Source organism: Streptomyces sp. NPDC001532 (assembly GCF_040298625.1).
Classification (GTDB): domain Bacteria; phylum Actinomycetota; class Actinomycetes; order Streptomycetales; family Streptomycetaceae; genus Streptomyces.
Map to the genome: position 1 here is coordinate 1 of NZ_JBEPAL010000022.1, position 14,811 is coordinate 14,811.

Sequence of the window (14,811 nt, forward strand, 5' to 3'; positions counted from 1 at the left end):
CCCGGACGGCAGGCCCGAGCGGCAGGCCCGGACGGCAGGCCCGGACGGCAGGCCCGAGCGGCAGGCCCGGACGGCAGGCCCGGACGGCAGGCCCGGACGGCAGGCCCGAGCGGCAGGCCCGGACGGCAGGCCCGAGCCGAGGATCCAGGCGGCGGCCCCGGGCGGCGGCTCGTCGCCGGCGACCGTGTCCGCGCGCTCCGTCGCAGGTGACGGCGGTCCGCGCGGCCCTGGGCGGCGCGGGTCGTGAGCTATGTTGAAACTCCGTGGGAAGCAAAGGAGGCGCACCGGTGCCATCGCCGCAGCAGGCACGCGCGCAGGCGTCCGCGATCACCTCGGGAAAGAGCGCACCGGAGGCGGAGGCGGCTCCGGCTTCCCAGCTCAGGACGCTCTTCGACCGGCCGCGGCTGTCGCCGGGGCAGCGGCGCATCGCCCAGTACCTGATCGAGCACATCACCGAGGCGGCGTTCCTGTCGATCACCGATCTCGCCGAGCGGGTCGGGGTGAGCCAGCCGTCGGTGACGCGGTTCGCGGCGGCCGTGGGGTTCAGCGGCTATCCGGCGCTGCGCGAGAAGCTCCAGTCGATCGCGCTGGGCACGCTGGCCGGCGGGCCGCCCGAGGAGGACCAGGCCAACGAGCTCCAGGCGGCGGTGGACGCGGAGATCGAGAACCTGGAGAACCTGCGGCGCGACTTCGCCGACCCGGACCAGGTCATCGAGATCGGCCGCCGGCTGTCCGAGTCGACCCCGCTGACCGTGCTGGGGCTGCGCATCTCCGGCTCGCTGGCCGAGTACTTCGCGTACGCCGCGCGGCGCATCCACCCGGATGTGCGGCTGGTGACCCGCGGCGGCACCGTCGCCTACGACGCCCTGCTCCAGTCCCGCGAGGCGGGCGGCACCTGGGTGCTGGCCTTCTCGCTGCCCCGGCACGCGCAGGAGACGCTGACCGCGGTGCGGGTGGCGCGCGGCGCCGGACTGCGGGTCGTCCTGATCACCGATCTGGCGCTCGGCCCGCTGGCCGACGAGGCCGACGTCACCTTCGCCACCGGCACCGGCTCCCGGCTGGTGTTCGACTCGTACGCGGCGCCCGGGGTGATGGCCGCCGCGCTCCTCCAGGCCATGACCGACGCCGACCCCGAGCGCACCCAGGCCCGGCTGGAGTCGTACGAGCAGGTCTCGGACCAGCACCAGTTCTTCCTGCGCGACTGACGTCCCGGCCGCCGCCACAAGGGCTTGCGGACAGGCGAACAAGGGGACGATCCATCCTAAATCCCGCATGAATGTTTTCATACGTCTTGCAAACGGGACGGCATATATAAATACTGCTCGCGGATCCCGCACCCCCGAACCCCCGGAGCCGACGAACCTACCCCCGTCGCCCCAGGGCGTTCGGCCGGGCGTCGCACCGCGCGCGCCCACCGGGCGGGCCCCCGGTCATCCCCTAGACCGGGGGCCCGCCCGCATCCGTCGTCCCATCCGCAGCGACGCAGCACATTGGAAGCGATGCTCATGCCCCTGACGACCACGCGCATCAGCCCGGACTGGCCGTGCCAGGTCAAGACCCCAGGCAGCTACGACTGGGAGCGCTCGGCGGCCAAGTGGCTGCGCGAACTGGTGCCGTCGCGGTACGCAAGCTACCCGGCGCTGATCCGCCACCCCGTGCTGCTCGCCCGGCACGCCCGGATCCAGGTCGAGCAGGAGATCCGCGTCGCCCGCACCGCCCTCCAGACCGCCCGCGCCGACCTGCCCCGCCTCGGCATCCCGGAGTCGGTCATCGAGCACACGATCAAGCTGTACGCCGCCGAGGTGCTCCAGCTCCAGCACATCGCCCGCAGCGTCCGGGCCGTCAGTCAGGCCCTCGCCGAACAGGCCGGGAACCGCTGACCGCGCGGTCCGCGGTGCGATCGTCATCCATGCCGACAAGGCCGCGCTCGAACCCCCGCGTCTGTGCCATGCTCGTCGCGTGACGAGCGAGTCAGCCGGACCGCCCGGGCCCGGCGCCGGACCCGATCTGCCCGGACCTGCCGTACCGCTGGCCGGACAGCGCGCCGAGATGGACCGGCTGCGGGAACTGGCGGCGGCTTCGGCGGTCCTGGAACGGGCCAAGGGCGCGTTGATGGCCCTCACCGGATGCTCCCCGCAGGCCGCCCACGAGGAGCTGCACAAACGCGCGCGAGCGGGCAACCGCACCCTCATCGAGGAGTGCTGGCTGGCACTCGGGAACCTCACCGGCAGCACACCGGAACAGCTGTCCGACTCCCCCGCCGCCGACACCGAAGCCGCGCTCTCCCCCGGCCACGCCGTCCCCACCGGCCCCGCAGTCCCCGTGTCCCGCCGCCGCGAACCCGTGAGCGCCGAGGAGGAGGCCATCCTTCTCGCCCGGCTCGGCGCGGCACTCGTCCGGGTGGATTCGCCGCAGGGGCTCGCCGGCTGTCTGCTGGACCACCTCCGGCCGGGCGTGGGCGCCGACGCCGTCATGATCTACACGCGGCTGCCGGTCGGCGGACTGGAGCTGATCGGGCACGCCGGCATCGACGACACCCTGGCCGCGCAGTGGCGCCGGGTGCCACCGCTGGCGGGCGTCGCCCCGCTGCGCGCCCTGGCCACCCTGGAGCCGTGCTGGCTGGAGGACATCGAGGCGGACAGCAGGCGGCATCTGCTGATCGGCGATCCGCCCGAGCGCTGGCGGTCGCGCGCCTGGCTGCCCGTGGTGAGCGGCGGCACCGCCGAGGTCGCCATCGGGGTGCTGCGCGGCGACCCGGGGCCGTTCCTGCCCCGGATCCGGGAGCTGCTGCGGGCCGTCGTGCGGCTCTGCGCGGGCCGGCTGCGGGCGTTCGACGCCCGTCCGGAGCCGGAGGCCGACGACGCCGCCGACGCCGTACAGGCCGTGTTCGACACGCTGCCCGGCGCCTCGATGCTGCTCACCCCGCTGCGGGCGCCCACCGGCGGGATCGAGGACTACCGCATCGACGCGGCGACCCGTGAGGCGGTCGACGTGGCCGGGCGCGGCAGCCGGGAACTGGTGGGCCGGCGGATCCTGGAGTGCTGGCCGCCGGTGGCGGACGAAGGGCTCTGGCAGGCCTGCCTGGACACCCTCGCCACCGGGGTGCCGTACGAGGGCGAGCCCTTCGGGCAGCGGCAGATGGTGGCCGGGATCGCGGAGCTGTCCACCTACCGGGTGCGGGTGGCGCGGCTGGGCGGCGGGCTGGTGGTGAGCTGGCTGCGCTACGACCCCTCGGACCGGCAGGAGCAGCGCCTGGCGGACGTGCAGCGGCTGGGCAAGCTGGGCTGGGCGAACTGGAACCTGCTCACCGGTGAGGTCGCCTGGTCCGCCCAGGTCTTCGCCGTCCTCGACCGCGACCCCGGCCACGGTCCGGCCCGGCTGGCCGAGCTGCCCGGCCTGGCCGTGCCCGACGACGCGCCGGTCCTGGCCCGGGCGCTGGAGCGGCTGCTCGGCGAGGGACACTCCGTCGACCTGCCGTTCCGGGTCCGGACCGGGGCCGGGGTGCGGCATCTGCGGATCGTCGCCGAGGCGGTCGCCGATCTGCACGGCGAACCGGTCGAGGTGCACGGCTTCCTCCAGGACCTCACCGCGCAGCGGCGGGCCGAGCTGGCCCTGGTCGCCAGCGAGCGGGCGGTGCTGACGCAGCACGGGGCGCTCCAGGCCGAGCGGGCCCTGGCCGGGCGGTTGCAGCACGCGCTGCTGCCGCTGCCGGACAAGCCGCTGCGCCTGGCCGGGCTCCGGGTGGAGGTCGCCTATCTGCCCGCCCAGTCGGGTGTGCAGGTCGGCGGCGACTGGTTCAGCGCCATCGAACTGAACGACAAGGCCGCGCTGTTCGTGGTGGGCGACGTCGCGGGGCACGGCGTGGGCGCGGTCGCCACCATGGCCCAGCTGCGGTTCACCGCCAAGGGCATGGTCATCACCGGCTCCTCGCTGACCGGCGCGCTGGGCCGCCTCAACACCCTGCTGCTGCACTCCCACGACTCCCACGGCACGGCGACCATGGTGCTGGCCCGCTACCAGGCCCGCGAGCAGCGTCTGGTGTGGGCGCAGGCCGGTCATCCGCCGCCGCTGCTGCTGCGCGACGGCAAGGCGCGGTTCCTGGACCGCCCGCACGGGATGCTGCTCGGCGCGAGCACCCGTCCGGCGTACGAGGAGGCGGAGTGCGTGCTGCGGCCGGGCGACCGGCTGCTGCTGTACACCGACGGGCTGGTCGAGCGTCCCGGAGAGGGTGTCGACCGGGGTCTGGAGCGGCTGGCGGCGGCTGTCGTGGCCGGTCAGGACGGTGCGGCGGGCTCGCTGGAGCCGTTGCTCGCGGCGCTGCTGGAGGGCGAGCGGCGCGACGACGTGTGTGTGCTGGACATCCGGGTGCCGATGACTGCGCCGCGGGCGGGCTGAGGGTCAGCGGCCGTCGCTCACGGACACCTGGGTGTCCGCGGTGTCGTGCGCGCGGTGCGCCTCGTCGCGGGCGAGCACGGACAGCAGGGACGCCACGGTCAGCCCGGCCTCGGCCGGGTGCCGCAGCACCTTGCCGGGCTCGATCCGATACGTGTTGCCGCGCCCTTCCCTGCTGTGGGACAGGTAACCGCCCTGCTCCAGATCCGCGATGATCTTCTGCACGGCGCGCTCGGTGAGCCGGCAGTGTGCGGCGATGTCGCGGATGCGGGCGCTGTGGTCGTCGGCGATGGCGGCCAGCACGCGGGCGTGATTGGTGAGAAACGTCCATCCGGTATGCGGCTCAGGCACTCCAACCATGCCGCCCATCATAGGCGCGCTTGTTCCCGTACACCAAGACACGAAACAGATTTCATGTATCTCTTGACGTATGACGCCGACGGGGCCAGATTGTTGGCGAGGGCAGGCAGGAATCGCTAGGGAGAGTCGGCCATGCCGGAGCCTGAGGACCGTCCGTACGCGGCGGTCGGGAGCCCTGGTCTGACGTTGGACGCGCACCGCGACGGCGGTCGTGTGCTCGTGGCGGTGTCCGGTGAGCTCGGTCTGGAGGCCGACGAGGCGCTGCGCGGCGGTCTGCGCACCGCCCTCGCCGACGCCGACGAGGGCGTGGACCTGGATCTGAGCGAGGTCGCCTTCTGCGACTGCTCGGGCCTGAACACCTTGCTGGCCCTGCGCGAGCAGGCCCTCGGCGAGGGCAAGGCCGTCCGGGTCCGCGCCGTCTCCACGGTGGTGGAGCGGCTCCTCTTCCTCACCGGCACCCGGTCGCTGTTCGCACCGGCCTACGGCGTCGCCGGCGACGACTCCGACGCCGGTGACGACGAGAGGGACGGCGGCGACGACGAGAGGGGCGGCGGCGAGATCGGTCGGGAGCTGGGCGTGGAGGTCGTCCAGCTGCGCCGGGCGATGCGGACCAGGCCGACCATCGATCTGGCCCGCGGGGTGCTGATGGCCTCGTTCGGACTGAGCCCGCAGGACGCGTGGGAGGTGCTGGTGGAGGTGTCGCAGCGGACCAACACCAAGCTGTACCGGCTCGCCGACGAGCTGCTCGACGCCGTCCAGGGCGCCACGCTGCCCGAGCCGCTGCGCCGGGAGGTGGCCGCCGCGGTGGCCCGGCTGGCCACCGGCGGGGAGGACGACGGGACCGACTGAGCGGCGCCGGCGACCGGGCGGTCAGGAAGCGGCGAGGAACCGGTGCAGGGAGGCCTTCAGCGCGGTGACGAACGCGTCCCGCCGGTCCTCGGCAAGGGCGTCCAGGGAGAGGTAGGGGTTCAGGTCCTCCAGCTCGACCAGCAGCAGTTCGCCGTCCGGCGCCCGGCAGGCGTCGACCCGCTGGATGCCGTGCTCGACGGCGTTCCAGTCGATGAAGCGCCGGGCGAACCCGAGGTCCGCGGCGGTGGGCTCGTACGGCCGGAGGTCCCAGCGCCGGGCCGGGTCGGGGGCGTACAGGGCGTACTGGAAGTCGTCGTCGACGAAGTAGAAGGAGACCTCGTACGCGAAGTCGACGTGCGGCTGGACGAGGACCGTGCCGTCGGCGAGGTCCGGCAGGCGATCGGCGGTGACCACCTCCAGGCCTATGGAGTCGGCGCCGAGCTTGGGCTTGACCACATAGCGGTCGGCCCGCGGCAGCCGCTCCAGATCGGCCGCGCGGTCCACGGTCGGGATCACGGGGAAGCCGTCCGCGCTCAGGTCGAGCAGATACTGCTTGCCGGCCATGTCGGCCCGGCCGGTGAGCTGGTTGTACACCCGTGCCCCGGTGCGCAGCGCGTGGGCGCGGAAGGCGTCGTAGGCGTCCTGGTGGGCGAGGACCGGCCCGCTGTTGCGGACCACGACGGCGTCGAAGGCGTCCATCAGCGCGACCGCGTCCCGCGGGTGGCACAGGGCGAGGTCGAACTCCTCGCGCAGCCGGGCGGTCAGCCGGATGTCCTCGTCGCAGTAGCGCCGCCCGCGTGCCTGGTAGGCCAGGTCGGTCACGTACAGGATGCGGGGACGGGCGTGGGGCATGGCGACGGGGCTCCTCGGTCCGGGCGGCGCTGAAGTGCGGCAAGGGTACGTGGCCGGTCGGGCGGGGAACTCAGTTCCCCCTTCGCGCAGCACTGAGTGCCATCGCGCGTGCTACGTTCCCGTCCATGAGCTCCAGCGGTGCGGCGCCCGAGGGCGGCGGTAAGGCGCGGTCGGCGGCGAAGCCGCCCATGCGGGAGGCCCTGATCGCGGCGGCCTTCCGGCTGTTCCTGGAGCGGGGGTACGAACAGACCACCGTCGACGACATCGTGGCGCTCGCCGGGGTCGGCCGGCGGTCCTTCTTCCGCTACTTCCCGTCCAAGGAGGACGTGGTCTTCCCCGACCACGAGCGCTGCCTGGCCGACATGCAGGCCTTCCTGGCGGCCGGGGACGAGGACGACGAGCCGGTGCGGCGGGTCTGTGACGCGGCCCGGCTGGTGCTGCGGATGTACGCCGAGAACCCCGCCTTCTCCGTGCAGCGCTACCGGCTCACCAAGAAGGTGCCCGGACTGCGCGCCTACGAGCTGTCGGTGGTCTGGCACTACGAGCGGGCCCTCGCGCACTACCTCCGCGAGCGCTTCACGGACCTGCGCGACGGCACGCTGCGGGCCGATGTGATCGCGGCGGCCGTGGTCGCGGCGCACAACAACGCGCTGCGCTCCTGGCTGCGCTCGGACGGCCGGGACGACGCGAGCGCGACCGTGGACCGCGCGCTCGGCCATGTGCAGGCGGCCTTCGGCGTCGCTCCTCCCCCGCCGGCCCCCGAGGGACCCAAGGACGTGGTCGTGGTGGTCTCCCGGCGCGGAGCACCGCTGTGGCGGGTCGTGCAGGAGATCGAGACCACGCTGGGCCGGGGCTGAGGGCGGCCGAAATTCGGGGTACGGAGTGCCTTTACGAGTGGCACTGAGTGCCATAACCTGTCGGCGTGCACGGTGGCACGACGGACCGGGCACAGGCGTGCACGGTGAGCCGCGCACGCGGCATTCCGGCCCAGTGCAGGGAGTTGACCAGCGTGTACCACCACTCAGGAAGCGCCACTCAGCAGGCGGCCGGCGCCGCGGCGGGCGTCCTCGACGTCAGGGTCGACCACCGGTCGGCGGACGACGAGTCCATCCTCTTCCAGCGCTGCACCTGGTGCGGCACGGCGATGTACCACCGGCTGCTGTGTCCGGTGTGCCAGGGCAGCGATCTGCGCACCGAGCGCAGCGAGGGCCTGGGCACGGTCCGCCACTGCACGGTGGTGCACCGCAACACCCCGGCCGCGCGCAATGTGTCGCTCATAGAGATGGCGGAGGGGTTCGTGGTCCGGGGCAGGGTCATGGGCCCGCCCATCGGCATCCACAGCGGCGACCGGGTACGGCTGTCCACGGCCAAGGACCCGGTGCGCGGCGAGCCCGTCTTCCAGCTGGTCGACGAGCCCTACCGCGCCTGGAGCTGACACCGGCTCAGGCGGCGCCGCCGGCCGGCGGCCTCACGCCGGGTCCAGCGTGATCCGGATGCCGACCGTGCCCGTCGTACCGCGCCGCAGCCGGCTGCCGAGCAGGGTGAGACGGCCGACGACGCCGTACTTGCGGGCGATGAGCTTGCGGTAGCGGGCCGTGGTGGCCGCGTCACAGATCTCGGCGGTGCCCCGGAACGCCTCGCCGGTGCGGTTGCCGCGCAGGTCACAGGGGGCGACCTCGACCGCGCTGTTGTTGCGGATCCGCTTGACCTTCCAGGAGTCGGCGACCGTCCAGGCGCCGAGCGCGTCCCCGTCGCCCACCACCCACACCGGGGTGGGCACCCCCTGGCCGTTCCTGCGGTAGCTGGTGATCAGCAGATACTTGCCCGCACCGAGCCGGGCCGTCGGCGTCTCGCTCATGCCGGGAGTCTAGAGGGTGGCCGCACGTCCGCCCGGACGCCCTGCGGGGGGCGGGGAACGGAAAGCACCCTAGGGTCGGCAAAGATCAACTCATCGGTCTAGATTGCTCCTTGACACCTCACCGCTTTCCGGCATTCCCAGGAGCTGATCCCGTGACCGAGAACCCGCCCACCACGGACGGCGTGGCCGACTCCCTGCGCGAGCGCATCAACACCTCCCAGCCGCACACGGCCCGGATCTGGAACTACTGGCTGGGCGGCAAGGACAACTACGAGGTGGACCGCGCGGCCGGTGACCAGATCCGCCGGCTCCACCCGGGCATAGGCGAGTACGCGCGCGCCGACCGGCTCTTCCTGGGCCGCGCCGTGCACCATCTCGTCACCGAGGCCGGGATCCGCCAGTTCCTGGACATCGGCACCGGGCTGCCGACCGCCGACAACACCCACGAGGTCGCCCAGCGCCTGGCCCCGGACGCGCGGATCGTCTACGTCGACAACGACCCGCTGGTCCTCGCCCACGCCCGCGCGCTGCTCACCAGCACGCCGGAGGGCCGTACCGACTACCTCGACGAGGACCTGCGCAACGTCGACGCGATCATCGAACACGCCTCCAAGACACTGGACTTCAGCCGGCCGGTGGCGCTGATCCTGCTGGGCGTGGTCATCTTCATCGGCGACGACGAGGACCCGTACGGCCTGGTGCGGCGGCTGGTCGACCGGCTGCCCTCGGGCAGCCACCTGGTGCTGTCGCACACCATCACCTCGCCGTCGATGCCCGACGTGGACGAGGCCGTGAAGTTCTGGAACCAGCACGGCACCCCGAAGCTGACCCAGCGCACGCCCGAGGCGGTGACCGGCTTCTTCGACGGTCTGGAGCTGCTGGAGCCGGGTGTGGTGTCCTGCTCGCGCTGGCGTCCGGCGGCGGCCGACGGGTCCGAGCCGGAGGAGGTCGCCATGTTCGGCGGGGTGGCGCGGAAGAAGTGAGCCGGGCCCGGCCCCTCGGACGAGCCGTCGGGCCGGGTCGGCGGGCCGGGGTGAACGGGCCGGGCTCCCGGCACGTATGCGAGGAGGGCGCTCGACTGCCCGAGGCCCCCGCGGTGTCACCACCGCGCGTTCGGGGTTCGGGAGCCATGCATGAGGCACGTACGACGACGGATCGTCCGGCGCGTCACCCGGCTGGCGGCCGTCGGCGGCCTGCTGCTCGGGGCGACGATGGTCACCCAGGCGGTGGCGAGCCCGCCACCGGACCCCGGGCGGGCCGGCGCCGCGGACCTCGTGGACCGGCTCGGCGGTGAGCGTACGGCGGGCAGCTGGGTCGGCGCCGACGGGCGGCCGGTCGTCGCGGTCACCGACCGGGACGCGGCCGCCGAGGTGCGCCGGGCGGGTGCCACCGCGAAGGTGGTCCGGCACAGTCTGCGGGAGCTGAGGTCGGCGACCGCGACCCTGGGCGCGGCGCCGCGGGTGGCCGGCACGGCGTGGGCGGTCGACTACCGGTCCAACGAGGTGGTGGTCCGGGCCGACCGCACCGTCTCCGCCGCCGACTGGGACCGGCTCACCGGGCTCGCCGAGGACATCGGCGGTTTCGTCCGCATGGAGCGCTCCCCGGGCACCTTCACCACCCGTTTGAACGGGGCGCTGCCCATCCTGTCGACGGGCGGCCGCTGCTCGGCGGGGTTCAACGTCACCGACGGGCGGCGCGAGTTCATCCTCACGGCCGGGCACTGCGGGCCCACCGGGTCGGTGTGGTTCGCCGATCAGCGGGGTGCGCGGGAGGTGGGCCGGACGGTCGCCGGAAGTTTTCCGGGCGGCGACTACTCCCTGGTGCGGTACGCGGGCGACCGGGCGGGTGAGGGCGCCGACGTGGTGTCGCTCGGCGGCGGCAAGGGTGTGCGGATCACCGGTGCGGCCGATCCGGCCGTGGGTCAGCGGGTGTTCCGCAGCGGCAGCACCAGCGGGCTGCGGGACGGGCGGGTGACGGCGCTGGACGCGACGGTGAACTACCCCGAGGGCACGGTCACCGGGCTGATCGAGACGGATGTGTGCGCCGAACCCGGGGACAGCGGCGGACCGCTGTTCGCCGAGGGTGTCGCGCTGGGCGTGACCTCGGGCGGCAGCGGGGACTGCCGGAGGGGCGGCACGACCTTCTTCCAGCCGGTGACGAAGGCGATGAGCGCGCTCGGGGTACGGCTGATCACCGCGCCCGGAGCGGCCGGGACGCCGGGGCCGTCGGCGTCGGGGACACAGAGCGCCGTCGCGCCGGGCGGCGCCACGGCGGCGGGTGGTGGACAGGCGCCGTCGCTGTACGCGCGGCTCGCGGACCCGAGGAACACGGGGCCGGGACTGCTGATCATCGCGGGCAGCCTGGTCGCGCTGGTGGCCACGCGGTGGATCCGCTCGGAGCAGGACCGCAGGGCCTACCAGCGCCAGTACTCGGCGACGTGGGGCTGACCGAGGATGCGGGGTGGGTCAGGCCGAGGCTCGGTCGGCCCACTCCATGACGAGCCGCTGGTACTCCTCGCGCTGCTCGGTGTTCAGTGTCCCGCCCGACCGGCGCCACAGGGCCCGGATCTCCTCGTTGACCTCCGCGGCCGATCGCTCGGAGGCGGTTTCAACAGTGGTGGACATGCTGTGAAGCATACGGTGAGCGACGTGAAGACCGTGTGAGTCAAGAGGAGTAAATCGGACATACCGGACCGTGTTACTGATCACTCCATGTCCGCGGCCCTGTGCGGCAGTTCACAGGGACGGTCAGGTGCCCGGCTTGCGGCCGTACACGTAGACGTCGTCGCCGTTCTTCAGCAGCGACCAGTACTTCTTCGCGTCGGTCTTGGTCATGTTGACGCAGCCGTGCGAGCCCGGCGGGTTCCACATGCTGACGCCGACCGAGTGGAAGGCCTGACCGCCGTCGAAGAACTGCGCGTACGGCATCGGCACGTCGTAGATGGACGAGACGTGGTCGATGTTGCGCCAGTAGATCTTCTTCAGGCCGGTGCGGGTCTCGTAGCCGTCGCGGCCGGTGCGGACCGGGACGGGGCCGTAGACCAGCTTGCTGCCGTCCTGGATCCAGCTGAGCTGGAGGGTGAGGTTCACACAGGCGATGCGGCCCTTGTTCACCGGGCACTTGCCGTCCTTGTTGGGCTTGCTGCCCACCGCCTTCTGCTTCTGCATGAGGTTCATCACGCCCCAGGTGATGGACCCGGCGTAGCCGGCGTTCGGCTGGATGCCGTGCTTGGTCTGGAAGGCCTGGATCGCCTTGCAGTCGGCGGAGGACTGGACGCCGTCGACCGGCCGGCCCAGGAACTTCTCCACCTGCTTCTGGTACGGCCCGGTCTGCGAGGTGCAGCTCGGCGCCGCCTGCGCCGGACCGGCGCCCAGCGCGAGCGTGAGCGGCGCCACCAGTGCGGTGGCGCCGAGGACGACGGTGGCCCGTCTGCGGGTGTCCCCCATAGGTCTTGCCCTTCAGGTCGAAACGGCGCGGGGTCTGCCGCGCTCTTCCCTATTGGACGACTGCCGGGCCCCATGAGTTGTACGGATTCGGGATGTTGTGGCGTGTCTCATGCACCGAGCGGGCACACGGTGTCCTCACCATCACCACCAGTGCCAACGAGGTGACACAGCTCACGCAGGACACCGGCGGCGGACGGAGCTCAGCGATAGCCGGTGGTGTCGGCCGGCCGGCCGGGGTCCTGGACCTCGACGAGATAGCGCCAGGCGTCGGGTCGGCTGCCGTCGAGGTCGGTGAAGCCGTACTCGCGCGCCAGGCCGCCGCTGGACAGCGAGGCCCCGTTGTGGCGGGCGACGCCGGGGTCGGCGGCGAGGGCGGCGACGGCCCGGCCGACGTAGTGCGGGGTCTCGGAGATGGCGAAGTGCGGGACCTTGCCGAGGGCGTCGCGCCAGTTCTCCTCGCGCACCCCGAACTGCTCCAGCATGATCTCGGAGCGCAGCCAGCCCGGGGTCAGGGCGACGGCGGTGGCGCCGCGCGGGCCGAGTTCATGGCCGAGTGCGAAGGCCATCCTCAGCACGGAGGCCTTGGCGAGGTCGTAGAAGAGGTTCACGCGGTAGGTGTCGCGGTTGTACTCGGCAGTTCCGTCGGTCACCTCGACGACCAGGCCACCGGGCCGGCGCAGCAGCAGCGGAAGGGCGTGGTGGCTGGTGACGAGGTGGGTCTCGACCGCCAGGCGGAGCAGCCGCAGTCCGTTGTCGAGGTCGTGCTCCCAGACCGGGGTGTCCCACTGGAACAGGGTCTCGCCGCCCCAGATGTCGTTGACGAGGACGTCGAGGCGGTCCTGTTCGGCGGCGATGCGGTTCACCAGTGCCTCGACCTGTGCCGGGTCGAGGTGGTCGGTGGGGACGGCGATGCCCCGGCCGCCGGCCGCGGTGACCAGGTCGGCGGTGTCCTCGATGGTCTCGGGGCGGTCGTACTCGGAGCGCCGGGCGCGGGTGGTGCGCCCGGTCACGTAGACGGTCGCGCCCGCCGCGCCCAGTTCGACGGCGATCCCGCGTCCCGCCCCGCGCGTGGCTCCCGCGACGAGTGCGACCTTGCCCTCCAGGGGCTGTGCCATGTCCGGCCTCCCGTGTCTCGATGACGTCTGGTGGTGACGTCCTGTCGAGGGTGCCGGGGAAGCCGGACACCTTCTGTCGCCTTTTGCGCGCGCCGCGCGGGATCACCCGGTCGGCGCCCGCGGCGGGCGGCTCAGTGGCCGCGGGCGATCCATTCCTCCAGATGCGGGGCCTCGGCGCCGATGGTGGTCGCGTCGCCGTGGCCGGTGAGGACCTTCGTCTCGGGCGGCAGGGTGAGCAGCCGGTCGCGGATCGAGTCGATGATGGTCGGGAAGTGGGAGTAGGAGCGGCCGGTGGCGCCGGGGCCGCCCTGGAAGAGCGTGTCCCCGGTGAAGACCACCCCGAGGCCGGGGTCGTGCAGGCAGACCGCGCCGAAGGCGTGGCCCGGGGTGTGCAGCACGGTCAGGTCGGCGCCGGCGGCCTCGATCACCAGGCCGTCGCGCAGCCAGGCGTCGGGTTCGCGGTCGGGGTGGGTCTGGTGCCACAGCGGCAGGTCGTCACGGTGCAGCCAGATGACGGCACCGGTGCGGTCGGCGAGCGCCGGGGCGGCACCGATGTGGTCGTTGTGGGCGTGGGTGCACACGATGGCGGTGAGCCGGCGGTCGCCGACGGCCTCGGCAATGGCGTCGGCGTCGTGGGCGGCGTCGATGACGACGACCTCGTGGTCGTCGCCGACGAGCCACACGTTGTTCTCGACGTCCCAGGTGCCGCCGTCGAGGCTGAACTGCCCGGAGGTGACGAGGCGTTCGATGCGGGCGGTCATCACAGCACCACCACCGAGCGCAGCACGTCCCCGTGGTGCATCCGCTCGAACGCCTTCTCCACCTCGTCCAGCGCGATCGTCTCGGTGACGAACGCCCCGAGGTCGAGGCGCCCCTGGAGGTGCAGGTCGATGAGCATGGGGAAGTCCCGGGAGGGCAGGCAGTCGCCGTACCAGGAGGACTTCAGCGCGCCGCCGCGGCCGAAGACGTCCAGGAGCGGGAGTTCCAGCTTCATCTCGGGGGTGGGGACGCCGACGAGGACGACCGTGCCGGCCAGGTCGCGGGCGTAGAACGCCTGGGTGTACGTCTCGGGGCGGCCGACCGCCTCGATGACGACGTCGGCGCCGAAGCCGCCGGTCAGCTCGCGGATCGCGGCGACCGGGTCGGTCTCCTGGGAGTTCACGGTGTCGGTGGCGCCCATGGTGCGGGCGGTGGCGAGCTTGCGGTCGTCGATGTCGACGGCGATGATCTTCGCCGCGCCGGCCAGCCGGGACCCGGCGATCGCCGCGTCGCCGACGCCGCCGCAGCCGATGACGGCGACCGTGTCGCCGCGGCCCACGTTGCCGGTGTTGATCGCGGCCCCGATGCCGGCCATCACCCCGCAGCCCAGCAGTCCGGCCACCGCCGGGGCGACGGCCGGGTCGACCTTGGTGCACTGTCCGGCGGCCACCAGCGTCTTCTCGGCGAAGGCGCCGATCCCGAGGGCCGGGGACAGCTCCTGCCCGGTGGCCGCGAGGGTCATCCTCTGCCCGGCGTTGTGGGTGTCGAAGCAGTACCAGGGGCGGCCCCGCAGACAGGCCCGGCACCGGCCGCACACGGCACGCCAGTTGAGGACGACGAAGTCGCCGGGCGCCACCTCGGTGACGTCGTCGCCGACCGCCTCGACCACCCCGGCGGCCTCGTGGCCGAGCAGGAAGGGGAACTCGTCGGTGATGCCGCCCTGCTTGTAGTGCAGGTCGGTGTGGCAGACCCCGCAGGCCTGGACGCGCACCACGGCCTCGCCCGGCCCCGGATCGGGCACCACGATCGTCTCGATCCGCACCGGCTCGTCCTTGCCCGGCGCGATCACGCCGCGCACTTCCTGCGCCATGGTCCTGATCCCTTTCCTCGGTGGGTTTCCGTCCCGCTGCCGACCCTACGCGCGACTGATCGGTAGGACACGACGGACAAGCGCCCGGGC

Annotated in this window: 16 protein-coding genes and 1 pseudogene; 9 read left to right on the forward strand and 8 right to left on the reverse strand. The window is 72.9% G+C overall.

Annotation, left to right across the window (positions count from 1 at the left end; translation table 11 throughout):
* The 4 genes and pseudogenes from ABT232_RS20685 to ABT232_RS20700 all read left to right on the forward strand — a co-directional run.
* Positions 1 to 247 (forward strand): annotated as a pseudogene (locus ABT232_RS20685) (hypothetical protein); the annotation flags it as partial.
* A gap of 40 nt (positions 248 to 287) precedes the next feature.
* Positions 288 to 1,205, forward strand: coding sequence for a MurR/RpiR family transcriptional regulator (locus ABT232_RS20690; RefSeq protein WP_351841920.1), 918 nt, complete (start codon positions 288 to 290; stop codon positions 1,203 to 1,205).
* A gap of 294 nt (positions 1,206 to 1,499) precedes the next feature.
* The gene (locus tag ABT232_RS20695; RefSeq protein ID WP_351841922.1) at positions 1,500 to 1,880 is read left to right on the forward strand and encodes a hypothetical protein; all 381 of its coding nucleotides are present in this window, start codon (positions 1,500 to 1,502) and stop codon (positions 1,878 to 1,880) included.
* Positions 1,881 to 2,049: 169 nt separating this feature from the next.
* Positions 2,050 to 4,395 (forward strand): SpoIIE family protein phosphatase, encoded by a 2,346-nt coding sequence (locus ABT232_RS20700; protein WP_351842151.1) that lies wholly within the window; start codon positions 2,050 to 2,052, stop codon positions 4,393 to 4,395.
* A gap of 3 nt (positions 4,396 to 4,398) precedes the next feature.
* Here the strand turns inward: ABT232_RS20700 and ABT232_RS20705 are convergent, their stop codons facing one another.
* Positions 4,399 to 4,752 carry a helix-turn-helix domain-containing protein gene (locus ABT232_RS20705; protein WP_351841924.1) on the reverse strand — a complete coding sequence of 118 codons (354 nt, stop codon included), beginning with the start codon at positions 4,750 to 4,752 and terminating at the stop codon, positions 4,399 to 4,401.
* A gap of 132 nt (positions 4,753 to 4,884) precedes the next feature.
* On the opposite strand from ABT232_RS20705, the gene ABT232_RS20710 reads away from it, so the two are divergent.
* On the forward strand, positions 4,885 to 5,601 hold the full coding sequence (locus ABT232_RS20710) for an ANTAR domain-containing protein (protein ID WP_351841926.1): 717 nt from the start codon (positions 4,885 to 4,887) through the stop codon (positions 5,599 to 5,601).
* 21 nt (positions 5,602 to 5,622) lie between these two features.
* On the opposite strand, the gene ABT232_RS20715 is transcribed toward ABT232_RS20710, so the two are convergent.
* On the reverse strand, positions 5,623 to 6,453 hold the full coding sequence (locus tag ABT232_RS20715; RefSeq protein ID WP_351841928.1) for an ATP-grasp domain-containing protein: 831 nt from the start codon (positions 6,451 to 6,453) through the stop codon (positions 5,623 to 5,625).
* A gap of 125 nt (positions 6,454 to 6,578) precedes the next feature.
* Between ABT232_RS20715 and ABT232_RS20720 the strand changes: the two genes are divergently transcribed.
* Both ABT232_RS20720 and ABT232_RS20725 read left to right on the forward strand, forming a co-directional pair.
* Entirely contained in the window at positions 6,579 to 7,310 is a 732-nt protein-coding gene (locus tag ABT232_RS20720; RefSeq protein ID WP_351841930.1) for a TetR family transcriptional regulator, read from the forward strand.
* A gap of 152 nt (positions 7,311 to 7,462) precedes the next feature.
* Complete coding sequence (locus ABT232_RS20725) at positions 7,463 to 7,888, forward strand: Zn-ribbon domain-containing OB-fold protein (RefSeq protein ID WP_351841932.1); 426 nt, start codon at positions 7,463 to 7,465, stop codon at positions 7,886 to 7,888.
* Between the two features lie 33 nt (positions 7,889 to 7,921).
* Here ABT232_RS20725 and ABT232_RS20730 read toward each other — a convergent pair whose 3' ends face one another.
* Positions 7,922 to 8,311, reverse strand: a complete 390-nt coding sequence (locus ABT232_RS20730) for a PPOX class F420-dependent oxidoreductase (RefSeq protein ID WP_351841934.1) — start codon at positions 8,309 to 8,311, stop codon at positions 7,922 to 7,924.
* 152 nt (positions 8,312 to 8,463) lie between these two features.
* On the opposite strand from ABT232_RS20730, the gene ABT232_RS20735 reads away from it, so the two are divergent.
* Both ABT232_RS20735 and ABT232_RS20740 read left to right on the forward strand, forming a co-directional pair.
* The gene (locus ABT232_RS20735) at positions 8,464 to 9,294 is read left to right on the forward strand and encodes an SAM-dependent methyltransferase (protein ID WP_351841936.1); all 831 of its coding nucleotides are present in this window, start codon (positions 8,464 to 8,466) and stop codon (positions 9,292 to 9,294) included.
* A gap of 150 nt (positions 9,295 to 9,444) precedes the next feature.
* Positions 9,445 to 10,758 carry a S1 family peptidase gene (locus ABT232_RS20740; RefSeq protein WP_351841938.1) on the forward strand — a complete coding sequence of 438 codons (1,314 nt, stop codon included), beginning with the start codon at positions 9,445 to 9,447 and terminating at the stop codon, positions 10,756 to 10,758.
* A gap of 18 nt (positions 10,759 to 10,776) precedes the next feature.
* On the opposite strand, the gene ABT232_RS20745 is transcribed toward ABT232_RS20740, so the two are convergent.
* The 5 genes from ABT232_RS20745 to ABT232_RS20765 form a co-directional block, all read right to left on the reverse strand.
* Positions 10,777 to 10,935, reverse strand: a complete 159-nt coding sequence (locus ABT232_RS20745) for a hypothetical protein (protein ID WP_351842165.1) — start codon at positions 10,933 to 10,935, stop codon at positions 10,777 to 10,779.
* A 123-nt stretch (positions 10,936 to 11,058) separates the two neighbouring features.
* Positions 11,059 to 11,757 (reverse strand): L,D-transpeptidase family protein, encoded by a 699-nt coding sequence (locus ABT232_RS20750; protein WP_351841940.1) that lies wholly within the window; start codon positions 11,755 to 11,757, stop codon positions 11,059 to 11,061.
* Positions 11,758 to 11,957: 200 nt separating this feature from the next.
* Entirely contained in the window at positions 11,958 to 12,872 is a 915-nt protein-coding gene (locus ABT232_RS20755) for an SDR family oxidoreductase (RefSeq protein ID WP_351841942.1), read from the reverse strand.
* A 131-nt stretch (positions 12,873 to 13,003) separates the two neighbouring features.
* Positions 13,004 to 13,633, reverse strand: a complete 630-nt coding sequence (locus tag ABT232_RS20760; protein WP_351841944.1) for an MBL fold metallo-hydrolase — start codon at positions 13,631 to 13,633, stop codon at positions 13,004 to 13,006.
* Positions 13,633 to 14,721: an S-(hydroxymethyl)mycothiol dehydrogenase gene (locus ABT232_RS20765; protein WP_351841946.1), complete on the reverse strand. Its 1,089-nt coding sequence runs from the start codon at positions 14,719 to 14,721 to the stop codon at positions 13,633 to 13,635. The genes ABT232_RS20760 and ABT232_RS20765 overlap by 1 nt, the downstream gene beginning before the upstream one ends.
* Positions 14,722 to 14,811 lie beyond the last annotated feature (90 nt).